This window comes from Acinetobacter sp. YH12236 (genome assembly GCF_013417645.1).
Classification (GTDB): domain Bacteria; phylum Pseudomonadota; class Gammaproteobacteria; order Pseudomonadales; family Moraxellaceae; genus Acinetobacter.
Genome location: NZ_VPDM01000028.1, coordinates 19,288 through 45,017, shown reverse-complemented (window position 1 = coordinate 45,017; position 25,730 = coordinate 19,288). Strand labels below are relative to the sequence as shown.

Annotated in this window: 22 protein-coding genes; 13 read left to right on the top strand and 9 right to left on the bottom strand. The window is 44.1% G+C overall.

Annotated elements, in window-relative coordinates:
- Window positions 1-405 precede the first annotated feature (405 nt).
- From FTV14_RS12190 to FTV14_RS12165, 6 genes are all read left to right on the top strand, one after another.
- On the top strand, window positions 406-1,824 hold the full coding sequence (locus FTV14_RS12190; RefSeq protein WP_180053950.1) for a phosphomannomutase/phosphoglucomutase: 1,419 nt from the start codon (window positions 406-408) through the stop codon (window positions 1,822-1,824).
- 10 nt (window positions 1,825-1,834) lie between these two features.
- The gene (gene argB, locus FTV14_RS12185) at window positions 1,835-2,743 is read left to right on the top strand and encodes an acetylglutamate kinase (protein WP_159123314.1); all 909 of its coding nucleotides are present in this window, start codon (window positions 1,835-1,837) and stop codon (window positions 2,741-2,743) included.
- A 268-nt stretch (window positions 2,744-3,011) separates the two neighbouring features.
- Window positions 3,012-3,860 (top strand): class II glutamine amidotransferase, encoded by an 849-nt coding sequence (locus FTV14_RS12180; protein ID WP_179992931.1) that lies wholly within the window; start codon window positions 3,012-3,014, stop codon window positions 3,858-3,860.
- 294 nt (window positions 3,861-4,154) lie between these two features.
- Window positions 4,155-4,610, top strand: coding sequence for a bacteriohemerythrin (locus tag FTV14_RS12175; protein ID WP_004783243.1), 456 nt, complete (start codon window positions 4,155-4,157; stop codon window positions 4,608-4,610).
- Window positions 4,611-4,769: 159 nt separating this feature from the next.
- Window positions 4,770-5,849 carry a hypothetical protein gene (locus FTV14_RS12170; protein ID WP_180002422.1) on the top strand — a complete coding sequence of 360 codons (1,080 nt, stop codon included), beginning with the start codon at window positions 4,770-4,772 and terminating at the stop codon, window positions 5,847-5,849.
- Entirely contained in the window at window positions 5,849-6,178 is a 330-nt protein-coding gene (locus tag FTV14_RS12165; RefSeq protein ID WP_180053949.1) for an RnfH family protein, read from the top strand. The genes FTV14_RS12170 and FTV14_RS12165 overlap by 1 nt, the downstream gene beginning before the upstream one ends.
- 103 nt (window positions 6,179-6,281) lie before the next feature.
- Here FTV14_RS12165 and FTV14_RS12160 read toward each other — a convergent pair whose 3' ends face one another.
- The gene (locus FTV14_RS12160; protein ID WP_004783238.1) at window positions 6,282-6,680 is read right to left on the bottom strand and encodes an outer membrane protein assembly factor BamE; all 399 of its coding nucleotides are present in this window, start codon (window positions 6,678-6,680) and stop codon (window positions 6,282-6,284) included.
- 112 nt (window positions 6,681-6,792) lie between these two features.
- Between FTV14_RS12160 and fur the strand changes: the two genes are divergently transcribed.
- On the top strand, window positions 6,793-7,230 hold the full coding sequence (fur, locus tag FTV14_RS12155; protein ID WP_004783237.1) for a ferric iron uptake transcriptional regulator: 438 nt from the start codon (window positions 6,793-6,795) through the stop codon (window positions 7,228-7,230).
- A 65-nt stretch (window positions 7,231-7,295) separates the two neighbouring features.
- Here the strand turns inward: fur and FTV14_RS12150 are convergent, their stop codons facing one another.
- Entirely contained in the window at window positions 7,296-8,417 is a 1,122-nt protein-coding gene (locus tag FTV14_RS12150) for a PilT/PilU family type 4a pilus ATPase (protein WP_004783234.1), read from the bottom strand.
- A gap of 28 nt (window positions 8,418-8,445) precedes the next feature.
- On the bottom strand, window positions 8,446-9,483 hold the full coding sequence (locus FTV14_RS12145) for a type IV pilus twitching motility protein PilT (RefSeq protein ID WP_004783232.1): 1,038 nt from the start codon (window positions 9,481-9,483) through the stop codon (window positions 8,446-8,448).
- Between the two features lie 123 nt (window positions 9,484-9,606).
- On the opposite strand from FTV14_RS12145, the gene FTV14_RS12140 reads away from it, so the two are divergent.
- Entirely contained in the window at window positions 9,607-10,296 is a 690-nt protein-coding gene (locus FTV14_RS12140; RefSeq protein ID WP_180002424.1) for a YggS family pyridoxal phosphate-dependent enzyme, read from the top strand.
- Window positions 10,297-10,327: 31 nt separating this feature from the next.
- Here the strand turns inward: FTV14_RS12140 and FTV14_RS12135 are convergent, their stop codons facing one another.
- From FTV14_RS12135 to FTV14_RS12125, 3 genes are read right to left on the bottom strand one after another with little or no spacing between them, the layout of a single operon-like run.
- Window positions 10,328-11,434, bottom strand: a complete 1,107-nt coding sequence (locus tag FTV14_RS12135) for an acyltransferase (protein ID WP_180053948.1) — start codon at window positions 11,432-11,434, stop codon at window positions 10,328-10,330.
- A gap of 3 nt (window positions 11,435-11,437) precedes the next feature.
- The gene (locus FTV14_RS12130) at window positions 11,438-15,049 is read right to left on the bottom strand and encodes an AAA family ATPase (RefSeq protein WP_180031904.1); all 3,612 of its coding nucleotides are present in this window, start codon (window positions 15,047-15,049) and stop codon (window positions 11,438-11,440) included.
- Window positions 15,050-15,057: 8 nt separating this feature from the next.
- The gene (locus FTV14_RS12125) at window positions 15,058-16,311 is read right to left on the bottom strand and encodes an exonuclease SbcCD subunit D C-terminal domain-containing protein (protein ID WP_180031906.1); all 1,254 of its coding nucleotides are present in this window, start codon (window positions 16,309-16,311) and stop codon (window positions 15,058-15,060) included.
- A 629-nt stretch (window positions 16,312-16,940) separates the two neighbouring features.
- On the opposite strand from FTV14_RS12125, the gene FTV14_RS12120 reads away from it, so the two are divergent.
- Both FTV14_RS12120 and FTV14_RS12115 read left to right on the top strand, forming a co-directional pair.
- Window positions 16,941-17,387 (top strand): ABZJ_00895 family protein, encoded by a 447-nt coding sequence (locus FTV14_RS12120; RefSeq protein WP_180053947.1) that lies wholly within the window; start codon window positions 16,941-16,943, stop codon window positions 17,385-17,387.
- Between the two features lie 192 nt (window positions 17,388-17,579).
- Window positions 17,580-18,485 carry a TIGR01777 family oxidoreductase gene (locus FTV14_RS12115; protein WP_180053946.1) on the top strand — a complete coding sequence of 302 codons (906 nt, stop codon included), beginning with the start codon at window positions 17,580-17,582 and terminating at the stop codon, window positions 18,483-18,485.
- On the opposite strand, the gene thiO is transcribed toward FTV14_RS12115, so the two are convergent.
- Window positions 18,474-19,595 (bottom strand): glycine oxidase ThiO, encoded by a 1,122-nt coding sequence (gene thiO, locus FTV14_RS12110; RefSeq protein ID WP_180053945.1) that lies wholly within the window; start codon window positions 19,593-19,595, stop codon window positions 18,474-18,476. The two genes, FTV14_RS12115 and thiO, sit on opposite strands and share 12 nt — an antisense overlap.
- A 20-nt stretch (window positions 19,596-19,615) precedes the next feature.
- Window positions 19,616-20,629, bottom strand: a complete 1,014-nt coding sequence (gene hemB / locus FTV14_RS12105; RefSeq protein ID WP_175966866.1) for a porphobilinogen synthase — start codon at window positions 20,627-20,629, stop codon at window positions 19,616-19,618.
- 105 nt (window positions 20,630-20,734) lie between these two features.
- Between hemB and FTV14_RS12100 the strand changes: the two genes are divergently transcribed.
- From FTV14_RS12100 to FTV14_RS12090, 3 genes are all read left to right on the top strand, one after another.
- Window positions 20,735-21,232: a thioesterase family protein gene (locus FTV14_RS12100; RefSeq protein ID WP_034703122.1), complete on the top strand. Its 498-nt coding sequence runs from the start codon at window positions 20,735-20,737 to the stop codon at window positions 21,230-21,232.
- 263 nt (window positions 21,233-21,495) lie between these two features.
- Window positions 21,496-22,641 carry an HlyD family efflux transporter periplasmic adaptor subunit gene (locus tag FTV14_RS12095; protein WP_180053944.1) on the top strand — a complete coding sequence of 382 codons (1,146 nt, stop codon included), beginning with the start codon at window positions 21,496-21,498 and terminating at the stop codon, window positions 22,639-22,641.
- A gap of 6 nt (window positions 22,642-22,647) precedes the next feature.
- On the top strand, window positions 22,648-24,174 hold the full coding sequence (locus tag FTV14_RS12090) for a DHA2 family efflux MFS transporter permease subunit (RefSeq protein ID WP_180033571.1): 1,527 nt from the start codon (window positions 22,648-22,650) through the stop codon (window positions 24,172-24,174).
- Window positions 24,175-24,223: 49 nt separating this feature from the next.
- Here FTV14_RS12090 and glpK read toward each other — a convergent pair whose 3' ends face one another.
- Window positions 24,224-25,708 (bottom strand): glycerol kinase GlpK, encoded by a 1,485-nt coding sequence (glpK, locus tag FTV14_RS12085; RefSeq protein ID WP_180053943.1) that lies wholly within the window; start codon window positions 25,706-25,708, stop codon window positions 24,224-24,226.
- Window positions 25,709-25,730: the final 22 nt, after the last annotated feature.

Here is a 25,730-nt window from a genome sequence, read left to right as displayed (position 1 = left end):
TACGCAAAATAATTCGGTACTATTAAACATCGGGACTAGAGTTTTAAGTTTTGTGTGGTAACTCAACTGATGGCTCTAGTCCTCTTATTTTTCAAGTCAATTTTTTATCCGCGATTCGGGTTAAATAAATTTTTAGTATCATTTAAATAGAAAAATAAAATCATTCAGAATTTAAGAAAATAGATGATAAATAATGCAAGAAGTCATTTTTAGTCAGGTTTATTTATTTTACTAGTTATACAAATTAAATACATAAAAGATTAATAATTATACTTTTATAATTGATTGTCACATTCAATTCATATAAAAATACAGAGTCTTAAAACAAAAACAAATGTTTAAAGTCATGATGATTGCTTAATCATTATTTTATCTCCTTATATTCAATAGTGAAAAGAACAGTTTATGGGATCCATGAATCAACCCTTTCCGGCTCACATTTTTCGTGCCTACGATATCCGAGGTAAAGTCAGTTTACTCAGTACAGGTGTGATTGATGCTATTGCGCATGGTCTGGCTCAGCAATATCAAGCTGCGGGACAGACTCGGGTTGCGATTGGCTATGATGCCCGAATCAGCAGTCCGGCTTTTGCTGAAACCATTCGCCGTATTTTTCAAGACTATGCTATTGAAGCCGTCATTATCGGCTGTTGTTCCAGTCCGATGCTGTACTACACAGCGCGTCAGTTTGATGGTAATGGTGTGATGGTCACGGCCAGCCATAATCCTAAAGAAGATAATGGAATTAAATGGATTATTGTAGGGGAGCCGCCTTGTCCCGAGATGATTCAGCAGGTCGCACAAAAAGCAAAACTTCATGTAAATAGTTCTTTATCGTGTTTGAATGATTTGCCTCACCAAATTATTCCCGAATTTTGTCTGCAATATCAGCAGGAAATGCTTGAAGATATTCAGTTGAAGCGCCCATTTAAAGTAGTGCTGGACGGTCTGAACGGTTCAGCAGGACGTTGTGCCAACTTGGTGCTGCAAAAACTAGGTTGTGAAGTTACCGCCTTACGTTGTGAAGCCAATGGGCATTTTCCGGATCATGCGCCTGATCCTTCTCAGGAAGCGCATTTACAAACCTTGCGTCAGGTTGTCATGCAACAGCAGGCGGATCTGGGTATTGCCCTAGATGGTGATGGGGACCGGTTGGTACTGGTGGATGAGCAGGGTGTCATTATTAGTGCTGATCAGCTTCTCTGTTTATTCGCAGAAATTTGTATGACTGGCACAAAAGCATGTCAGTTTGTTTATGACGTTAAATGTTCAACCCTGATTCGCGATACAGTTCAACGCCTGGGCGGAAAACCGGTGATGATTCGTACTGGTAGCTCATTCCTGCGAAAATATCTGGCGCAGTCCCAGCATCAGGCCATTTTTGGTGGTGAATATGCCGGGCATTATGTTTTTAATGACGGACGTGGCTGGGGCTATGATGACGGTCTTTATGCAGCGCTTCGGGTCATGGAATATCTGGATCAGAAAAGTATGACTTTAAGTAAGGCCTTGCGCGCTTATCCAAAACGTCATGGGACTGAAGATTTATATATTTCCACTCATCAGGTGCAGCCTGTTGAGCTTTTAAACTTTGTTGAGCAGCAATCTACGCAATTAAATGCACAAATCAGTAAAATTGACGGGATACGTCTTGATTTTGATGATGGTTTTGGCATCATTCGAGCATCCAATACGGGTGAATATTTCACGGTGCGCTTTGATGCCAATGATGCACAAGGCCTGAATGAAATTCGACATCTGTTTGTATTCATGTTGCGTGACCGTTATCCACAGATCGCTCAAGACATTTTAGATGCTCAATAAGGAGAGGCGAATGCCAAATCAGCATACAGGCATCGACAAAGCACAAATTTTGACTGAAGCTTTGCCGTATATCCAACGCTTTGCGGGTAAAACCCTGGTGGTAAAATACGGTGGCAACGCGATGACGGATCCTGAGCTAGAAAGCTCTTTTGCACGTGACATCGTTTTATTAAAAACAGTCGGTTTAAATCCGATTGTGGTACACGGCGGTGGTCCACAAGTCGATTCTATGCTGAAACAGCTAGGTCGTGAATCTGACCGTATTGATGGTATGCGCGTGACAGATCCGGCAACCATGGAAGTGGTCGAGATGGTTCTGGGCGGTAGCGTAAACAAATCAATTGTGAACCTGATCAACAAACATGGTGGCCGTGCAATTGGTTTAACCGGTAAAGATGGCAACCTGTTACGCGCCAAAAAGCTGTTAATGGAAAAGACGGCTGAAGACGGTTCAATCCAAAAAGTGGACCTGGGTATGGTGGGTGAAGTCGTTGGCGTGAAAACTGACGTACTGGAAATGTTTACCAACAGTGACTTTATTCCGGTGATTGCGCCGCTCGGTGTCGATGAAGAAGGCAACACCTATAATATCAATGCGGATCTGGTTGCGGGTAAAGTGGCAGAAGCATTAGGGGCAGAAAAGCTGATTCTTCTGACCAATATTACCGGTGTGCTCGACGAAAATAAAAATCTGCTGACCGGTTTAACGACGCAGGAAGTTGATCGTCTGATTGAAACGGGTGTGATCTATGGTGGCATGATTCCTAAAGTCGGCTGTGCGCTTGATGCAGTAAAAGGCGGCGTGATCAGTGCACATATCGTGGATGGTCGTGTACCACATGCGAGCCTGTTAGAAATCTTTACTGATCATGGTGTAGGAACTTTAATTACCAATCGTTCTAATCCACATCGTCCATAAAGATAAATTGAATATCAAAGAGTCTCACTTGAGGCTCTTTTTTATTTCTTTTATTTTAAGATTTTGATCACTAGAAATATGAAAGTTAAATCTAAAGTATTTATTTTTAAGCTAAGTTTTGAAGCTTAAACTCCTTTTGCTAAATTAAATATAAAAAAATAGTTTATTAGCATTTTTAGCGCATAGCATTGCAATGATCGAGATTTGAAAAGGTTCAGCCTGTGATGCACAATAACCTTAAGAACACTCTGTGACCTGAATGAAGATTATGTGCCAGCTACTTGGAATGAATTGTGCGACACCAACAGATATTACCTTTTCATTTCGAGGTTTTTCTCAGCGGGCGGGGATTACCTCAGATCATTCTGATGGTTTTGGGATTGCTTTCTTTGAGGATAAGGCCTGCCGATTATTCGTTGATAATCAGTCTGCTGTTGAGTCACCGATTGCAGAACTAGTGCGCAATTATCCAATCAAATCCCGTAATGTAATTGCACATATCCGTAAAGCGACACAAGGCAAAATTAATCTGGAAAATTCGCATCCGTTTAGCCGTGAATTATGGGGACGACAATGGATCTTTGCTCATAATGGTGATTTAAAAGATTTTTTACCTGAGCTTTCTGGACGTTTTACGCCAGTCGGTAACACTGACAGTGAGCGTGCTTTCTGTTATTTGCTGGATCAGCTGGTGAAACATTTTGGTTATGATGAACCGAAGCTGGATCAGGTTTTTGATTTGTTGGCCGAGATTTCTCCATCCATTGCAGAGCATGGCACTTTTAATTTCTGTTTATCCAATGGTCAGGCTTTATTTACCTATGCAACGACTAAACTGCATTGGCTGGTTCGTAAATATCCATTTAAGCCAGCCCAACTGATTGATATCGAAGTTGAAGTTGATTTTAGCCAAGTCACCACGCCTGAAGATCGAGTCGCTGTGATTACCACAGAGCCGCTAACGCAGAATGAAGAATGGACTGCATTTCAAGAAGGTGAAATGATTTTGTTCAGAGATGGAGCCAAATATCGTTCCCAATTGACACATGTCGCCCGTCTGGAAAGAGAACGTTTGGATCCTTCGCTTAAAAGAGTGACTAAAGCAGATTTATATTAAATCTGGTTAAAATTCGATATTAAAAAACAGGACATCGCTCCTGTTTTTTTGAATTTGATATTTATTTTATAGTGAAATCATTAAAATAAATAAACCATGAAATATAAAATCGATCAAAAAATACTTTATTCTTGTGGTCGGGTTTAAAATATAATTGATTGGATAAACAATGATTTACATTAATTAAGTAGAAAATAAACTGAAAACCAACCGATTTACTTCATTTTTATTTAAATCAATTAGATATATGATCTTTTTCAAGCGATAAATCATTAATATCAATAGGTGGTCGTAATGAAAATGAAATGGGTTCCAGATTATAATACTGGTATCGATGTGATTGACGATCAGCACAAACGAATTCTCGATTATATCAATGAGATTGATGGAATTGATGCCAATACCGATCGTGCTCGTATTAAACAGATTCTAGAAAATATTATTGATTATACCCAGTCGCATTTTACCTTTGAAGAATCACTTCAGGAAGAAGCGGGTTATAAATATCGTGTGCCACATAAACGTGTGCATGACCTGTTTATTAAAAAGATTGAATCTTATCGTGACCGTTTTGAATTGGGCCAATCTATTGAAGCGGAATTACATGAAGTATTATCTAAATGGCTGATCAATCATATTCAGCATGATGATGCGGATTATGTCGGTGCGGTAAAAGAAAATATGATGGGAATCATTAAAGATAAAGAAAAGAAAAAGGGTAAAAACTGGTTTGCCCGTTTCTTCTCATAACTCGATTGTTGTTAAAATAAAGACAAATCGGGAAAATAAAAAATAAAGCTTAATAATAAATTTGCGCAGCAAATCACGGGCATGGTGGTTTGCTTTTTTGTTTTTGATTTTCATCGCCTCACAAGGCAAAATAGCGCTAGATTTTTATAGGAATACATCATGCAGGACAATGCTATGTCAAAATGGTTATCGCCTCTGATGGCTTTCTGTTTATCCTTTCTTATTATTGCGACACTCGCACCGATAACAGGTATTCAGATTGACCGTCAGCTTGATTTCTGGATGTTGTGGTTAGCGACCATGCTAATACTGGCCCTTCCAGTCTGTTATCTGGAAATTGCTCTGGCGAAACGCTCAAAAACCACTGCATTACAGGCATTGTCGAGCCTTACCCGTGAAGCTGATAGTTCTCAGCGCTGGCGGATCGTCGGCTGGCTGGCGGTTGTATTTATCCCATTCCTTGCGGGTGCGATGCTCAATCATGCTTCTAATGTGATTGCAGTGGCCAATCTCGATGTTCAGCAGCCAGTGATTTTTGCGGTGCTGGCAATTGCTGCATTTGTCTTATCGCTGGTGCCACGTTTAATTCTGGTTGGGATTACCACGATCGGCGTACTTGCATCTTTGATCATGGCGAATGTGATGGGAACTGAATTACCGGCTTGGCAGGTAACACCCGTCCAATTCGTAGAGTGGGGCAATGCCACTGTATTGGCTTTGGTGGCGAGTGGTCTAGGTATGGGGCTGTATTGGCAATCAAGTCTGGCTGTCGTAAAACAGCAGGATGTTGCGACTAAAACAGCCTTACCGATTTGGGTGGCGCAGCTATTAGCGATCATCGCCTTTGGTTTCTTTGCAGTAAAAGCTGAAATCCCTGCATTTGCTTTAATCGCAGCCATTGTCGCAGCCGCTGCTTTGCTTATGCAAATGGCACGTGAGCAATTACAGCAACGTCAAATGAATATCATCATTCAGTGGGCGATTGTGATCGCTGCCACCTTGGTCTGGTTAATTCCAAATGTTGCTCCAATTTTCAATAATCTGCTGATTCTTTGGGGACTGGTGATCAGTCTGATTTATGCCTTGTTTGCTGGCTGGATCATGAAAATCAGCCATTTGCGTAAATCGATGAACTTCAGCTCAGAAGCGGTATATAACATCTGGCGTATTGCGGTTCGTATTGTCTTGCCAGTATCAATTATTCTGGCGATTGTTGCTGTATTAGGACAATTTTTCTGATGACTAAGGCAATGATCTGGGTAGCCTATGCTACCCTGGAACAACAGTTTCATATTGCCGTACCTTTCCAGCTCGGCATGACTGCACTGGATGCGATTGAGCAAAGCGGAATCCGTGCACAGGTGGAATTGCCTGAACCTCTGATTCTGGGCATTTTTGGCGTTAAGCTACAGGATCATACCCAGCCATTGGCAGCAGGGGATCGGGTAGAGATTTATCGTGCTTTAACCATCAATCCCAAGGATATCCGCCGTAAGCGCGCTGAGAAGAATCCGGTAGGACGTTATGCCAAAGGTAACCGTTTCAAGCAAAATAAACATTCCGATTAGTGGAATGTGGCTTTATTGAACAGATGGTCTGATTATTTGATAAATCAATCTATTTAATTAAAAAAACCCCTGATCATACAGGGGTTTTTTTATGCAAAAGCGATTATAGTGGTGGGGCATTTAAGATCGCTTCTTTGGAACCTGGTAGACCTGGTTGAGATTCTGGAATGGTTTCCAGACCTTCAATACGCTCTACGATACCAGACTGATTAAAGTAAATTTTTAGATGCTGGCCTTGGGCTGCTGGGATCTTGGCTTTTTTAGCATAGGTTCCTGGGGTATAGTTGTAGATGTAGTCCCAGCGTAGCGGATTGAGCGGATCAGATACTGTTGGACTACCGAGCAGGAAACGCACCTGTTGGTGGCTCATTCCTACCTGAATTTTAGAGGCTTGTGCTTGAGTTAAAGGTGTTCCTTGAGGAATATCAACTTTGTACACACCTAATGTCGAACAGCCGACAAGCAATGAAGTGACGAATAACGTCAGCATGATTTTTTGCATTTTGCTACACTATCCCAAATTAATTATGATGCATTTGATCCAAGGATAGATCATACTGCATCTAAACTTTGTTGCCTATTCCAACTTTGATTTTGTTGAGAGACCTTTTTACATGCCTATTTCAAACCAAGATTTACGAAAAGCTGGACTGAAAGTTACCCTTCCACGAATTAAAATATTAGAACTATTAGAAAACTCTAGACGGCATCACCTTAGCGCTGAAGACATTTATAAGACTTTACTCGAACAAGGGGAAGACGTGGGTCTTGCAACTGTGTATCGTGTGTTAACACAATTTGAGGCAGCAGGGATTATCGAGCGTCATAATTTTGAAAATAATCATTCAGTTTTTGAAATTATGCAGGAAGATCACCATGATCACTTGGTTTGTCAAAATTGCAACAAAGTCGTTGAATTTACAAATGATGTGATTGAACATGAACAGCACGAAGTTGCGAAGAAATTTGGTTTTGCATTGACTGGACATTCACTTAATCTTTACGGTTATTGTGACGCGCCTGAATGTCAGGAAGCTTACCGTAAGAAATAATTCGACTTTAGGTTGAAACAAAAACAGGCTTTATTAAAAGCCTGTTTTTTTTGCTTTGAAAATGATCAGGTTTGACCATCAAAAGTAATATTGGAATGCGCACGTAATAAATGCTCGCCACCTTCTTCTGACAGTTTGATTTGCAGACGCAGGTCGTTTGGTGAGTCGGCGTGTTTTAGTGCATCTTTATAGCTAATCTGCTTGGCCTTATACAGGTCATATAATGCCTGGTCGAAGGTTTGCATGCCTAGTTCACGTGAACGCTTCATCAGATCCTTGATTTCATGCACATCGCCCTTACGGATCAGATCCGCAATCAATGGTGAATTGATCAGGATTTCAATCGCTGCACGGCGGCCATTACCATCGATAGTTGGAATTAGCTGCTGTGCCACAATGGCTTTCATGTTCAGGGACAGATCCATAAACAGCTGGCTGTGACGGTCGGCTTCGAAGAAGTGAATGATACGATCGATGGCCTGGTTGGCGTTGTTGGCGTGCAGGGTCGCAAAAACCAGGTGACCGGTTTCCGCAAAGGCAATCGCATAGTCCATGGTTTCACGAGAACGGATCTCACCGATCAGAATCACGTCTGGTGCTTGACGCAGGGTATTTTTCAATGCGACTTCAAAGGAGTCAGTATCAATGCCGACTTCGCGTTGGGTAATGATACAACCCTTATGCTGGTGCACAAATTCGATCGGGTCTTCAATGGTAATGATATGACCTTTGGAATTTTCATTACGGTAGCCAATCAAAGAGGCGAGGGAAGTTGATTTACCGGTACCGGTTGCACCCACAAAAATAATGATACCGCGTTTAGTCATTGCCAATTCTTTTAGAATAGGCGGTAATTTCAGCTCATCCATAGTCGGAATGACGGTTTCAATACGACGCAGTACCATACCTGGCTGATCGCGTTGCTGGAATGCGCTGACACGGAAACGTGCCGATTTGTCCGGGTTGCTGATGGCGAAGTTACACTCGCGTGTGTCCGCAAATTCCTTGCGCTGCTTCTCGGTCATGATTGAGTTAAGTAGCTGTCCCACAGCTGCACCCGGTAATTTTACCGAGCCAATCGGTACAATCTGACCATTAATTTTGATAGAGGGTTCAACATCGGCTGTAATGAACAGATCCGAGGCCTTTTTCTCTACCATGTAGTTGAGTAAGCCGTTAAAGTCCATGATAAAACCCCAAAAAAATTAATTATTCTTATAAGAATGATTCAGGCTGTTTTGCTGCAGTACGGGCGACTTGCGGACTGATAATGCCTTTCGATACCAGCGTTTTCAGGCTTTGATCCAGCGTGGTCATGCCATAGTTGGCACCGGTTTGAATCGCAGAGTACATCTGTGCCACTTTGTTTTCACGGATCAGGTTACGGATCGCCGGAATACCGATCATGATTTCGTGTGCAGCCACACGACCACCCCCATTTTTCTTCAATAGGGTTTGCGAAATAACAGCTTGCAGCGATTCAGACAACATGGCACGCACCATGTCCTTTTCTTCAGCAGGGAATACGTCAATCACACGGTCAATGGTTTTTGCTGCTGAGGTGGTATGCAGGGTACCGAAGACCAAGTGACCGGTTTCCGCAGCAGTGAGTGCCAGACGGATGGTTTCAAGGTCACGCATCTCACCGACCAGAATAATATCCGGGTCTTCACGTAATGCAGAACGTAATGCTTCATTAAATCCATGCGTGTCACGATGTACTTCACGCTGGTTGATCAGACATTTTTTTGATTGGTGTACAAATTCGATTGGATCTTCGACGGTCAGGATATGGTCATAGCGGTTGTCATTGATATAGTCCAGCATCGCTGCAAGCGTCGTTGATTTACCCGAACCGGTTGGTCCTGTCACCAGTACAATACCACGTGGATATTCGCAGATATCTTTAAAGATCTGACCCATGCCTAGATCTTCAATGGTCAGTACTTTAGATGGAATGGTACGGAATACTGCGCCTGCACCGCGGTTCTGGTTAAATGCGTTCACACGGAAACGGGCCACACCTGGAACTTCAAAAGAGAAGTCAGTTTCCAGATTTTCTTCATAATCACGGCGTTGCTTGTCGTTCATGATGTCGTACACTAGTTTGTGTACTTCTTTATGTTCTAGTGCAGGCAGGTTGATGCGGCGTACTTCCCCGTCCACACGAATCATGGGTGGTAAACCTGCTGATAAGTGTAAATCCGACGCACCATTTTTAGCAGAAAAGGCTAACAGTTCTGTAATATCCATAAGGTCCCCGAGTTCATTAAAATGTTATTTATTTTGCTAGAATAATAAGGCTTTCCCACAGCTTAACCAACACTTAGTTGATGAGCAAGGGAAAAAAATCCGCACGAAATGAGAACCCCATCAATGAATATGCTGCAACAGTCACGAAATCAGGTTTTAGCTCAGATCCAGTCCGCCTGCGCTCTGGCGGGGCGTGAGCCGGATTCGGTGCAACTTCTGGCCGTCTCCAAAACCCAGCCTAGCCCTGTGCTGGCAGAAATGTATCAGGCTGGTCAGCGTGCTTTTGGTGAAAACTATTTACAGGAAGCGCTGGAAAAAATCACGGCACTCAAAGACCTGGATATTGAGTGGCATTTTATCGGTCATGTGCAGCGCAACAAGACCAAACATCTGGCAGAAAATTTTGCCTGGGTGCATGGGGTGGATCGTCTGATTATTGCTGAACGTTTATCTAATCAGCGTAGTGATTCTCAAGCTGCGCTTAATATCTGTCTGCAAGTCAATATTGATGGGCAGGATAGCAAGGACGGTTGTCAGCCTGAGGAAGTGGCCGATCTAGTAGCACAGATCAGTCAATTACCGAATTTGCGCTTACGTGGTCTGATGGTCATTCCTGCGCCAGAAAATACTCAGGCTTTCGCAGATGCCAAAGCCTTGTTCGAGCAGGTCAAAAGCCATCATGCAAAACCTGAAGACTGGGATACTTTAAGTATGGGGATGTCTGCCGACATGACCGAGGCGATTGCAGCAGGTTCTACCATGGTACGTGTGGGAACTGCCTTGTTTGGTGCGCGTCCTAAAAAAGCGGACTGATGTATACAGACAATTGAGTTGTGGGAAAGCGTTATTGCAGAGTAGTTGATAACGCTTTTTTTCTTTGAGGTTCCAGCCATTTGGCCATAAGCCAGGCAAAGAAAATTAAGCTGCACATACTCATAAATAAAGATAAAACGGCACCCTCAAGACCGTGATCAAGCGTTGCAGGAAAGCAGCCTAGAATAAAAAGCAGTAAAGGGAAATGGGTGACATAAAGTGTATAGGAGAAATTTGCAGATTGAGGCCAAACTGGTTGATATTGGCTTTGTTGATGTTGCAGCTGCACAATCCAGCAGACAACGGCGAGTCCCATACACAGGTTAAACGGCACAAAATAATTTACACGATATAAGTCAGCCTGTTCAATGACATGAAACTGGTAAGCATCCGCACAGGCAATCATAAATGCCAGACCAAATAGGCCCAATTTAATGGGTTGTAGTCGACTTAAAAAACGCAGCTGGATCTGCCGGAATGAATTGGCAAAGGCAACTAGCCAGAGCAGGAAATAAAACAGAAACTGATAGTTCAGTAGAGAAAGCCCTAGAAGCAAGATAAAAAAGCCGATTTTAGCGATTCCAGAATCTTTTAAAAAAGGTAGAAATCCGGCCAGTACATAAAACCAGACTTCAAAGCTCAGGCTCCAGAGCGGCGCATTGGCAGATACCGTCGGTGTAATAAAGCCATTGAGAAAGAATAAAGAACCTAAAAAATCCTGAGTGTCAATGTTATATGCAGTCCGAATCATCATGCCAAAACTGTTCTGGAACTCATGGCTATGTGAAGCAAAAAATGTAGGTGCTAGCGCATATAGAATCAGACTGAAAGCGGATGCAAACAGAAAGGGCGGTAAAATGCGCCGATAACGCTGCCGTATATACTGCCGCAGATTAAAATTTTCATGTTGTTGGATGTTGTTCTGGATCGAAGTCCCGATTAAATAGCCACTGAGCACAAAAAAGATCATCACAGCAGCCTGGCCTAATAGACGTACCCAGGAATATAGGCTCAGATCAAAAGGCGCGATAAAAGCCTGAAAACTATGACTGAATAGCACCACAATGGCACTGATACCCCGTAAGCTCTCAAGTTGTAAGCTGAAATAGGGCGAGAGCTTGTTCGGGATAGAGTTCATGCTTTAACCTATAATCTGAATGGTACTGGCACCGGCACCGACCGGTTTAACCTGAATCTGAACCGGAATCCGTTCATGCATCTCCTGTACATGTGAAATTAGCACCACTTTACGGCCCTGACTCTGCAAATGATCCAGTGCATTCATGACCATATGTAAGGAAGCCGGGTCTAAAGTACCAAAACCTTCATCAATAAATAGCGATTCTAGTTTCATTGAGCCGGAAGCCATATTGGCAATCGCCAAGGCCAGAGCCAGAGAGACCAGGAAGGTTTCACCGCCAGAGAGTGACAGGACAGGACGCACTTCGCTGTTCATATCCAGATCGATAATCGCCAGACTTAAACTGTCTGGAATCCGGTACAGCTGATAACGTGGAGCCAGGGGCTGTAATTGCTGATTGGCATATTCGACCAGAATATCCAGGTGATGTTCCTGCGCGATTTTCTGGAATTTGGTGCCTTCCTTATGGCCGATCAGGTCATAGATCCGACCCCAACGATATTCTTCAGCTTTGACCTGTTCAATCTGATGCTGGTAGCGTTGTAAGGTCGATTGGTTATTGGCATGTATTCTTAATTTGGTGGCAACCTCATTACAGGCATTTTCCTGTTCAGCTTTTTCCTGTGCCAGACTACTTAAGCGCAGTTCAACTTCTTCAAAGCTAAGTTCAGGCTTGGATTTCAAATGATGCTGATATTGTTCTTCCAGAATGTCCCAAGCCGTTTTGGCATTTTCAACCACCTGATGTTGTGCCTGTAATTGCTGGCGAATTTGCTGATGCTGTTGCAAGTCAATATTCAGGCAATGCTGGATATACTCGGCATCAAACGCAGGATGTATATTTTGCCAGTTCTGAATAGATTGCTGGCATTGCCTAATCTGCTGTTCTAGTTGCTGAATCTGAGTGATGAAACTCTGTTTTTTCAGTTCAGCTTGTTGCAAATGCTGATCATGCTGCTGGGTCATCAGACTCTGTGCCCGTAATTGTTCATCCAACGCCTGTTGTTGTTGCTCCAAACGGTCACGCCATTCTTGTGCCTTAGGATATGTCTGACCGGCATGGGTAAGGGTCAGATGGTTGAGCTGTTCACGTAGCGCTTTACCCATATTCAGCGCCGTATCCATCTTTTGCTGTAACTGTGCATCATATTGTTGATGCAGGCTGAGCTGATCACGTGTTTTTTCAATCTGCTGGTTTAAGCTTTGGATGTGAGTCTCTAGGATTTTGAATTCCTGAGACTGTTTCTGACGTTGTTGCAGTTGTTGGGATAACTGCTGACAGCTTGATGAGGCATCAGTAATCCAGGATTTCTGCAAGGACTCAGGCAGTAGATGAAGAACCGGATGAATCATTTGTTCTAGCTGTAAATGCTGCTGCATGCTAAAAAGTAGCTGATCCCGCTGTTGCTGTTGCTGACGCCATTGTTTCCAGTCACTTTGCTGATTTTGCAGGGTCTGGACTAGCTGCTGTTGTTCTTGTTGAAGTTGAAGCACATGCTGACCAAGCTGTTGCTGCAAATGATCTGTACTCTGGCTTAAATCAAACAGCAAATCAAATTGCTGAAGATCCTGATTTAATTGAACCTTCTGCTGTTGTAGTGTCGTATTGAGCTGACTGCTGCGTTGCTGATATTGCTCAATTAGGGTTTGTAGTTGAGATTGCTGGATTTGTGCTTGCTGCCATGTCTGAGTCAGTTGCTGTAGTTTTTTCTGAGCTTCCTCAAGCTGCTGGTCATGTAGCTGTTGCAAAGCATTTTCTAGTAGTTCCTGATGCTGTACAAAAGGATGCTCATGACTGCCACAGACCATACAAGGCTCATTTGGTTTCAGCTGTGCACGTAATTCCTGAACACTTTGTGCCTGTAATAAACGTTGCTGAGCCAGTACTTGTTGCAATTGTTCGAAAGCCTGTTCTGCTTCCTGACGTTGTTGCTGTAATTGAACCAGCTCAGTTTCTAGTTGCTTTAAACGATCATGATAGCTTTCTAACTCGCGGTTCAATTGCAGGCTTTCAGTTTCTAAGCCAGCCATTTGCTGTACGGTTCGCATTAAAGCTTCAAGCTTCGAATGCTGGGTACTGAGTTGCTGTTGTTGGGTCTGGAACTGTTGGATTTGCTGTTCAAGCTGGTCCAGATGAGTATAGCGCTGAGTGAGTTCCTGCAAGCTGGCAGATAAAGCCTGTTGCTGCTGTTCCAGTTCAGCCCGGCTAGATTGGAAAAGTGCCGGGTGCTGCCGCATGAATTTCTGATGCAGTTCCTGATAATCCTGTAAGCGTTGTAAGGTTGCTTGTGGCTCGTCATCAAAAACCGCTAAGAAGCTCTGTTGTTCTAGTTGCTTTTGAATCTGATGGTACTGAACCTGAACTTGTTGCAAATGCTGCTCAGTCTGCACCAGTTGATTCTGAACAGGCTGAATCTGCTGGGTTCTATAGGTCTGCTGTTCGGCTAAAAGCTGCTTATACTGCTCGCCAATCGACAGCATTTCATGATCCAGCTTGAGTCCCTGATCCAGATAAGGCTTGATCTTCTGGAACTCTTGTTGCTGCTGTTGTTGCTGTTGCTGAATATGCTGCAACTTGTGCTGTTCGCTATCACGCTGCTGTTGAACTGATGTGAATTCGGTAATAAAGTTTTGTTGCTCAGTCAGTAAATGGCTACGCTGCTTCTGAAACTGCTGTTGCTGGACAAACTGTTCCCGGATCTGCTGAAACTGGTCCAGTTGATCTAATAACTGTTTTTGCGGTGCCATCTTCTGTTCAGCATCCAGCTGAACCGTATAGATTTCTTTTTTAGCCTGAATTTCAGTATAGAGATAATGCTGCTGACGATGCCATTTCAGGTCATTTTCCAGTACCTTTTCACTCTGGTTTAGATGTTCAACCACCTGTTTTAAAGTCGTGTGTTGCTGCTGTAAGGCAGCAATATCTTCTTCAGATAATAGTTCCAGATGACCGATTAATTTTTCCAGATCAGCGCGTTTCTGCTTCACTTCACTGTGTTTTTCAAACGCTTTCTGGCTGACCAGACTGAAAATCTGAGAATTGGTCAGATATTCAAGTAGATCAGCACGTTCATTATCTTTGGCTTTTAGAAAGGCACCAACCTCAGACTGTGCCAGCAGAACCGCACGGGTAAACTGCTCGAAACTCAAGCCGACCAGTTTTTCAATCAGCGGCGTGCATTCAGAAATTTTCTGATTCAACACGCGTTGATCATCCAGACAGGTAATGGCACGATCGACCTTTAAATTGCCATCCACTTTCTGCCGGGCACGACGAATTTCCCAGCGTGCCGTATAACGTTTCTGGTCTAGGGCAATAAATTCAAGCTCGGCAAAACCCTGTACGCAGCCACGGCGTAGAATATTTTTGGAATCCTTGATCGAGACATCCTGTCCACCTGCATCTTTCAGACTACCTGTGGCACCTTTTAAACGTGGAATTTCGTTATACAGCGCCAGACACATGGCATCGAGCAGAGTAGATTTACCAGCACCGGTTTTTCCGGTAATCGCAATCAGTCCGGCATGTGCCAGTGGATTCGATTCAAAATCAATATGATGTGTACCAGCGAGAGAGGCGAGGTTATTTAGGCTCAGACGGATAATTTTCATGGCTGATCCTAAGCTTGTTGTTTTTGTGCAAGTTCATGTTGGGCTTCGACCAGTAACTGCTGAAAATCCTGCTGCACCGAATGATCCTGGCTATAGCCCATTTTTTCCCAGATATTGAAAAACAGTGATTCAGGTGTTGGAGGTGCCAAGTCAATTTTAGAGCTATCAGCCTGATCTTCTGCTTGTCGTTGATAAATCCGGCTGATGCGTAGCAGACGATAACGATTTGGCGGCAGTGCCTGTTCAATCTGCTGACGTAAATCTACCGGTGGCGGTGCATCGGTAGTGTATTCAATTTCCAGAAAATGTCGTGCTGCCAGATGCTCAATTTCCCCAGTCGGCAGTGCTTTTACTTTGCTGAGCAGATTTTCCAGATTTTCCCGGATTCTAAACAGCTCGACAGTACGAGGAACTTTCAGCGCTTCAAACTGAAAACGCTGTTCAGCATTTTGCTCAGGATCGATTCTGACTTCAACGACCTGATGCGAATAGTTGATCTCACTAAAGGATAAGGGAATCGGGGAGCCACTATAGCGGATATGCGGCTGACCGACTTTCTGCGGTTTATGCAGATGTCCCAGAGCGACATAGTCAATGACTTCATCAAATAACGCCGTTGAGAGAGCTTCTTCATTGCCGACAATAATGGGGCGTTCGGAATCGGAAGTTTCACCGCCTTGCATATGTGCATGTGACATAAGAATCAGTGCCTGATGTGGCTGCTTACGTGCTTTGGCTTCGGCAATCAACTGTTGGTGCAGATAGCTGATGGCATTCTGGCTATTATGGGTATGTTCATTAATACCGGTAATTTCGGCACTGCGCAAATAAGGTAGAGTTAGGCACCAGGCAATAATCTCTTGCTGCTGGTCATAAATCGGAACCAGCAAACGATCCAGATCAAGAGTATTGTCCGCAGTCCGGCCGACAATACCCACCGCTTTGGCATTGAATTTAGTGAGTAAAGGCTGAACCTGTTCAATTCGATAACCTGAATCATGGTTGCCGGCAATCATCAGGGTTTGCATATGCGGTGCCAGTTCATGGGCATCGGCAAGGAATTGATAAAGCTGTCTTTGGGCACTGGAAGCGGGATTGATGACATCAAAAATATCACCGGCAATCAGTAGGGCATGTGGCTGTTTTTCCTTGATTTGTTCAAGGAGCCAATTCAGGAATTGTGCATGTTCAAATTCACGGTCATGGTTATGGAAAAACTGTCCCAAATGCCAATCAGAAGTATGTAGAAAATGAACTGCCATGTATACTCACCTTTATTTTTGCCTTCCTACTATAGAAAAAAGCCCAGCTAAAAATCTACTTGAAAAAAATATTTTGATCTATTTCATTGCTATACATCATTAAAACTATTTTCAGCGTGGTTTTGAATATTAGAATAATATCTATGAAATCAATAAAATATGATGTTTATATATAAAGTATTGAATACAGCGTTTTTATTTTAAATTTTACTTCAGGCATTTTTCATAGCATCTGGGTAGCAGAACCAATATTTTTTATAAAAATTGCTAAAAACAGACTTGAAAAAATGCAGCCGATCATTATTTTATGCTGCATAAGAAGCTGATAAAAATTTGCAGGCGAATTGCTAAAAACGGTTCGTCCAAAAAATAAAAACCGACGATTCGAGTGATGATGAAATCGTCGGTCAAAGATTTGTGTATAGTGAAAATTTTGGCTGCTATTCAAAATTTTCTAAAACACTGGACTTATTGCTTTAGCAAAGAGAACGAAAATTTGTGGATGCCAGTCCAAATTTCCGAACCTTGTACCCTATATAACGTCAGCATCTCGCTTTAGGTTGACAATAAAATGAAAAAAAAATTAATTTTTTTTATACTAGTTGATTAATCGTCCTTGAGTCCTGCTGATGGTGTCTCTAACTCGCTATTTTCTCTGGTTTTTCTTCCTATGCTTTATTTTTGCCTGCATTTGCGGGGTTGTGGCGGCGTTGATGCCGACTGGCATGGGCGCAGTATTAACCATTGTGCCTTATCTGGTAGCGATGATCTGGGTACTGTTTAAGTTTTTAAAAAAGGAACAACGGGCGCCCACCCAAGCGGAGCGTAAAAAATTCACCTTAGGATTCAGCCTGATTTACTGGGGTTATAACCTGGCATTTTTAATTTTAGGGATTGCCATTGCGACGCGTTCCAATCCAAATGCCTGGCAGGACTTTTTACTATATCTGCAACAGCCCCAATTTATGAGCATTGTCGTGATCATGTTCCTGCTCATCGCGATTCCGCTCTATCTGCTAACCTACTGGTTTTATGGCAAACAGGCACAGCGTATGGCAGCAAAAATGTTTGGCTAAGATTTCGACTCTTTATATCAAAATCGTTGAGATTAACTTCAAAAAGTTAAATCAGGCTGATAGGAAATCAGAAATTTTCTGTATAGACTGATAACAATTCCTCATTTATCGATCCAGCCTACTTCATCTAACATTCTGATTTATGAATGACGTATAATTTGAGCAATACAATAAGAATGGCTCAGAATAACCATGTATAAACCTGTAGTCCTCATGACAGGCGCCAGCGGTTTTATTGGCAGTCATCTGGTGAAATTTTTACTGGCTCGTGATTATGCAGTGATCGGCCTGACCCGGCAGAAAAAATTGCGAGAAGAGCATCCTGATTTTCACTGGATTAATGATCTGGAAGAATTGAAAAATCATCAGATTGACTATGTGATTAATCTGGCTGGTGAAAGTATCGGTCAGGGTCGCTGGACAGCCGCACGCAAAAAGAAATTGCTGGATAGTCGATTAAATACCACCAAGCAGTTATATGATTATCTGGAGAAAAATCAGATCAAACCCAAACGTATTATTTCGACTTCAGCGATCGGCTACTACGGAATCGATCCGCAAGAACACTGGGATAGGGTATGTACTGAACAAAGTCCACCGCAATCGATTTTTATGTCAGAACTGTGCGAGAAGTGGGAAAAACTGACCTTGTCCTATACTGGGCAGAACACTAAAATTGTTCGCTTTGCTGTGGTGTTTGGTCAAGGTGGTGGGATTCTTCCGCAGATGTTATTGCCGATTAAATTGAATATATTTGGCCGGATTGGCCATGGGCGCCAGCCGGTGACCTGGGTACATCTACAGGATGTCATGCGGGCGATCGAATTCCTGATGCAGCAGCCGACCCAGCAACAGGTATTTAATGTGGTTGCACCTGAAAAAGTCAGTCAAGCGCAATTTGTCCGGATCGCAGCACAGGTGCTGAAACGTAAACCTTTATTACCCTTACCAGCTTGCAGTATGAAAATGATGCTAGGTGAACAGTCACAACTGATTCTGAATGGTCAATATGTTCAGCCCAAAGCCTTGCAGGAAGCCGGATTTGAATTTAATTATCCGACCCTGAAAGAAGCGCTAATTGATATTTTAAACCATTAAAGAATGCAGCTGTAAGCGCTGTATCGGACTATAAGGCTGTGGATCTACGATGGTCGGTTGTCCCAGAATTAACTGAGACAGCAATTTTCCAGAAGCAGCACCCATACATAAGCCATTACGGAACTGGCCAAAATTGGTCCAGAGATTGTTCAGATGCGGAATTTTGCCGATATAAGGAATGCCATCAGGGGAGCTTGGTCGTAGACCAGCCCACTGTTTCACAATTGGGAAATCAGCCAGTTCTGGCACCATCTCCAGACAGGCTTCCAAAATATCCTGACGGATTTCAGCAGAAGGCGAAGTATCAAAACCGACCTGACGCATGCTGGAACCACACAGTACATGCCCATCACGACGTGGAATCAGATACATGACCTTGTTCATGCACATGGTTGGTAGCCAGTTTTCTGGTGTTTTAAAGAGCAACATCTGGCCTTGAACCGGATGAACCGGAATGTCCAGACCGAGCTGTTCAGACCAGCGTGCAGACCATGCACCGGTGGCAATGACGAACTGATCTGCTTTAAAGCTCAGGCCATTTTTAGTGGAAACACTGTGTACATGATCTTGCTGGATATTTAGCTGACTAATATTGCAATGCTCTTGCCAAGTGACACGCGGATGCTGTTTAAGGTAAGCAATAATGGACTGTAATAGTCGCGGATTGCGGATATTGGAAAGTTCTGGAAAATAGATCGCCTGTTTAAATTTCGGATCTACTTTGGAATTGATTTGCTGGATTTGAGGCTGATTCAGATATTCGGCATGTTGCTGTGGATCCTGATATTGCTCGGCATAGCGCAGTCCAATTTCAAAATCCGTTTCATCAAAAATCAGCATACCGGTTTCATGAATCTGGAAATCAATCCCGGTGATCGGTTGCAGTTTCTGGTTCCAGGCTTGATACAGCGGTTTGGCATGGCGGGCGAGGGCATTGACGGCATCGGGATAACGCCAGGGATACATCGGGGAGAGGATACCACCTCCGGCCCAAGAGGCCGCCTGTCCAGCCGCTTGCTGATCGAAAATCGTAATAGAACATCCCTGTTCAAGCAATTCCAGAGCTGACATCAAGCCAGTTATGCCTGCTCCGATAATGGCGATATGCATTGCGCCAAGGTCCTTCTATTTTATTTCATGTCTTTCAGTTTGAGCGCCGCTTCTTCCGCGAAGTAGGTCCAGATACCATCTGCACCGGCACGGCGACAGCACATCAGGGATTCAAGAATCACGCTATCAGATAACCAGCCATTCTGAATTGCAGCGGCCAGCATGGCATATTCGCCACTAACCTGATAAATAAAAGTAGGTACACCGAAGGTATCTTTGACTTCACGAACCACATCCAGATACGGCATGCCCGGTTTAACAATCACCATATCTGCACCTTCCTGGATATCCAGTGCAATTTCATGCAGTGCTTCGGCACGGTTACCGAAATCCATCTGGTAATTGTATTTATTGCCGCCTTTTAGGTTGCTAGCCGAACCGACAGCATCACGGAATGGGCCATAGAAGCTAGATGCATATTTGGCTGAATAGGCCATAATAGAGGTATAGATATGGCCATTCTGTTCAAAGGCCTGACGAATTGCACCGATGCGGCCATCCATCATGTCACTTGGCGCGACAATATCAGCTCCGGCTTCGGCATGGCTTAAAGTCTGCTTGATCAGCGCTTCAACCGTTTCATCATTCAGGACATAACCGGTTTCATCAATGATGCCGTCTTGGCCATGCGTGGTATAAGGATCTAGCGCGCCGTCGGTGATCAGCACCATTTCCGGTAATTCTTTTTTCAGCAGACGAACGGTCTTCTGTACCAGACCATCTTCATGCCAAGCCGCTTCTGCAGTCAGGCTTTTATCTTCTTGGGGTGTAACCGGGAACAGCGCCAGCTTATTGACACCTAGTTCGAGCAAACGTTCTGATTTTTTTAACAACAAGTCAGCAGACAAACGCTGCACATTTGGCATACTTGGAATGTCTTGGGTCTGGTTTTGTCCCGGAAGCACAAATACTGGATAAATCAAGTGATCAGCACTGAGATGGGTTTCACGTACCATAGAACGTAAATGCTCATTTTTACGAATACGACGCATGCGAGTTGCAGGAAACGCGGGACGATTGAACGTATAGGTCATAAAAATCTCAGTAATCAGTATTAAACTAGGCCCCTATTGTAACCCTATCTGAATTTTTTGGGCATAAATTAGCGGTTTTTTATTGTTGTAGCTTCGGGCAGACTTATGACTAAGACAGAAAGAAATTGGACAGGTAATATACATTTAGGTGCAAAAGTGGATATTGAAGTGGTCTTAAACCAGTTGGTACACGCTTTTAATACCTCTCCTTTTTTTAAGCATAATGGCATGACCATGCGGGTGGTCGATGGTCAGATCGAAGCATATGTTGAAATGCAGGATTTTATGATTGGCAATGTGGCTTTTCAGATTCTGCATGGTGGTCTTGCAGCCACCATACTCGACAGTATTGGTGGAATTGTGGCGATGGGTGAGCTGTATAAGAAAGCCGAACCAGAAACTATTGCTGATACGATTAAAAAGGTATCACGTTTAGCGACGGTAGATATGCGCGTGGATTATCTTGCGCCCGGTCGTGGTAAATATTTTATTGCCCGTGCAGAAACCTTACGTTTGGGGCGTAAGGGTTGCACCATGCGTATGACCATGGTCAATGATGATGACAAGCCGATTGCCACAGCGATTGCGTCATATGCCTATTAATTAAGTTTATCTCCTCAATCCTGGCTCATTCTGAGTCTGAACTAAGCCCTTATTCCTGGAATAGGGGCTTAGTTTTTTAAACTTTCGAGTAATATTTTTTTGCATATTTTCTAATTTTTATTATTAGAATGCATGAAAATTAAATTAATACGGCTTTCTCATTTTACCCATTGATCAATAAACGGGATATGAATCTATACATTCATGTCAGTGCTGGTCAGTGTGGCTGCGTGACCAAGTCTGTTGGATTTAGGAAAAAATCAATGACAGATGTACAAGACACCCTGCCAGAAAACGCATCTGATGCAACTTCGGATCAAGCTTTAAAAAATAAACGTAAAAAGGCCCTGAGTATCGTTGCTATCTTTATAGTGATTGCACTGGTGTTGTTTCTGGTTTGGAAATTCTTTCTGAACAATTCAGTCAGTACTGAAAATGCCTATGTGGGTGCTGAAACGGCTTCTATTACGTCTATGGTGAGTGGTCAGGTCGCTGAAGTATTGGTTCATGATACCCAAGCGGTCAAACAGGGCGATATCCTGGCCAGAATTGATGACCGTGATGCCAAAATTGCAGTGGCTCAGGCACGTGCAGAACTGACCAAAGCCAAGCGCCAGTACAAACAGACTGCGGCCAATAGCGGGGCTTTAAGCTCACAGATTGGGGTTAGTGATGATGCAATTCGCAGTGCCGAAGCCCAGCTGGCTCAGGCTCAGGCAGCCTTACATAAAGCACAAGATGAATATACGCGTCGTGAAAAACTCAGTGCGAGCGGTGCAGTGTCTAAAGAAGAACTCAGTACAGCACAATCTGCATTGGATACGGCCAAAGCTGGCGTAGCTTCTGCTGAAGCGGGTCTGGCACAAGCAAGATCCAGCCAGAAAGCCGCACAAAGCAATTTAGCGGCGAATGAAGCCTTGATTCAAGGCGCGAATGAAAATTCGACTCCTGATGTACTTGTGGCTGAAGCCAGACTGAAACAGGCCGAGCTAGACTTAGAACGTACTGTAATTAAAGCACCTTTTGATGGGGTGGTTTCACGCCGTTCAATTCAGGTAGGTCAACGTGTGGCGCCAGGCACAATGCTGATGATGGTCGTACCAGTAGATCAGCTCTATGTTGATGCCAATTTCAAAGAAAGCCAGCTGGAAAAAGTCCGTGTCGGGCAGAAAGCTGAACTGACGTCTGATCTGTATGGTAAATCGGTGAAATATCACGGCACTGTGGTTGGCTTCTCTGGCGGTACAGGTTCAGCCTTTGCTCTGATTCCGGCTCAGAATGCAACGGGTAACTGGATCAAAGTGGTACAGCGTTTGCCAGTGCGTATTCAGCTGGATCCGAAAGAGCTGGCTGAGCATCCGCTACGTGTGGGTTTGTCGATGGAAGCTGAAATCCACTTCAAGAAGTAATTCCCGATGAATAAATATGTTCCATATGGGAATCTGACTGGCGGCAAGCTGATGCTGGCGGCCTTTGTGCTGGCATTGGCCAATTTCATGGTCGTGCTGGACATGACCATTGCCAATGTCTCGGTGCCGCATATTACCGGTAGTCTGGCAGTGTCCAGCTCGCAAGGTACCTGGGTCATTACGTCTTATGCAGTCGCAGAAGCGATCTGTGTACCTTTGACAGGATGGCTGGCGGGTCGCTTTGGTAGCGTGCGCCTGTTTGGTGTCTGCCTGCTGGGTTTTACCATTTTTTCGATTCTATGCGGGATTTCTACCAGTCTGGAAATGCTGGTGTTTTGCCGGATCGGGCAGGGGTTGTTCGGTGGCCCAATCATGCCGCTAAGCCAGACTTTATTACTGCGAATTTTCCCACCTGAAAAACAATCCCAAGCGATGGGGATGTGGGCAATGACCACCGTTGTCGGTCCAATTCTCGGTCCAATTCTCGGCGGTACGATTAGTGATAACCTGTCTTGGCACTGGATTTTCTTTATTAATATCCCGGTGGGTTTGTTCTGCGGTCTGGCTGCATTGAAGCTATTAAAACCAGCAGAAACTGAAACCAATACTTTGAAGATTGATAAAGGTGGTTTGTTCTTACTGATTCTTTGGATTGGTGCGCTGCAATTAATGTTAGATCTCGGTCATGAACATGACTGGTTTAGCAGTTCCTTTATTGGGACCTTGGCGGTGCTTGCCATAGTCGGTTTAATCATCTTTACCATTTGGGAACTGACCGAGCGGCATCCGATCGTAGATATCCGGATCTTCCGATATCGCGGGTTTACCTTTGCTGTGCTTTCATTAGCCTTTGCCTTCGGTGCCTTCTTTTCCAGTATTGTACTGATTCCACAGTGGGTGCAAATTAATCTGGGTTATACGGCCACTTGGGCAGGTTATTTAACCGCAACCATGGGTTTTGGTAGCCTGTTGATGTCACCGATTGTGGCGAAGATGGCAACCAAATATGACCAGCGCATTTTGGCCAGTTTTGGTTTGACCTTGCTTGCCGTGGTGACTTTAATGCGGGCATTCTGGACCACGGATGCGGATTTTATGGCATTGGCTTGGCCACAGATTCTGCAAGGTTTCGCGGTGCCGTTCTTTTTCATTCCACTCTCCAATATGGCCTTGGCTTCAGTCCAGCCGCAGGAAATGGCTTCAGCTGCTGGTTTAATGAACTTTCTGCGGACTATGGCTGGAGCGATCGGGGCTTCAATTGCAGTCACGATCTGGGATGATCATAGTAAAGTGGCCCGCAGTGAGCTGGTAGGTAAACTGAATGTCGAAGAAACCCAGAATACCTTAATGGCACAGGGCATGAGTTCGGACAGTGCCTTGGGTTATATTTCCAGTCTGGTGGATAAAGAAGCATTAACCCTGTCAGCTAATCACTTGTTTTTGATACTGGCGATGGTCTTTGTTTTTGCTGCCTTAATCGTCTGGTTGGCACCACGACCGAAAGCGGGTGTGGGTGGAATGCCATCACATTAAAATTTTCCAAAATAAAAAACCGCTAACTATTTAGCGGTTTTTTTTGATCTTATAAATCTGATTTAGCCCGTTTTAAGGCATTTTGCCATTTAGCTAAATGGGCTTCACGTTCATCGGACTGCATTTTGGGTTCAAAGGCACGTTCCAGTTGCCAAGACTGGGCAATTTCATTAAGGCTGGAAAATACGCCGGATTTTAAGCCTGCCATGGCTGCGGCACCCCAAGCTGTGGATTCCAGCATCTTCGGACGCAAGACAGGAACATTGAGCAGGTCAGCCTGAAACTGCATTAGCATATCATTACAACTGGCACCGCCATCGACCCGTAACTCTTTTAAAGGATGGGCAATATCGGATTGCATGGCCGTCAGTACATCGGAGACCTGAAAAGCAATGGACTCCAGTGCAGCTCGGGCAATATGGGCTTTATTGGTCCCACGTGACATACCACAAAGCAGGGCACGCGCTTCACTATCCCAATGCGGTGCACCCAGTCCGGTAAAAGCAGGAACTAAGACCACGCCGTCAGTATCTTCAACTTTACAGGCCAGCTTCTCAATATCACTGCTTTTCTGAATGATGCCCAGCCCATCACGTAACCATTGCACCACAGCACCGGCCATAAAAACGCTGCCTTCCAGGGCATAGCTGGTCTGTTCCTGTGCTTGCCAGGCGAGGGTAGAAAGTAATTTGTTCTGGCTGAGCTGAATATCATGACCGGTATTGAACAGCATAAAACAGCCGGTGCCATAGGTATTTTTTGCCATACCGGGTTCGAAGCAAGACTGGCCAAACAAGGCAGATTGCTGATCACCCAGAATGCCGGTAATGGGAATGGTGGCTCCTAACAAACCCGGTGCTGTATCTGCAATATGACAATCGGAACTGATGATTCGTGGCAGGACTGAAGCAGGGATATTAAACAGGTCGAGTAGTTCCTCATCCCAGCGTTGAGTATGCAGATTCATCAACATGGTACGGGACGCATTACTGGCTTCGATGATATGCTCGGCACCTTGAGTCAGGTTCCAGATCAGCCAGCTATCAATAGTGCCAAAAGCGACATGACCTTGTTCTGCAAGTTCACGTAAGCCATCCACATGTTCCAATAACCAGACCAGCTTGCCAGCACTGAAATAAGGATCAATCCGTAGCCCGGTTTTTTGTTGTACCTGATCCATCTGGCCTTGCTGTATCAGCTGATTACACCAGTCTGTTGCACGACGATCCTGCCAGATAATCGCTGGTGCAAGAGGCTTCCCATTACGACAATCCCATACCACAGTCGTTTCACGCTGATTGGTCAGGCCAATCGCTTTAATATCTTTGGCCAGAATCCGGGCGGTAGCAAGCGCCTGTTGTACCACTGCAATTTGCGAGCTCCAGATTTCCTGTGCATCCTGTTCGACCCAACCGGAGTGTGGGGTCTGAATATGGGTTTCGCGTTGAGCTGTTGCCTGAATCTGTCCGTGTTCATTAAAGATGATTGCACGGCTAGATGTCGTTCCCTGGTCGAGTGCCAATAAATAGCTCATAATTTTTTTAAATGCTGACTTG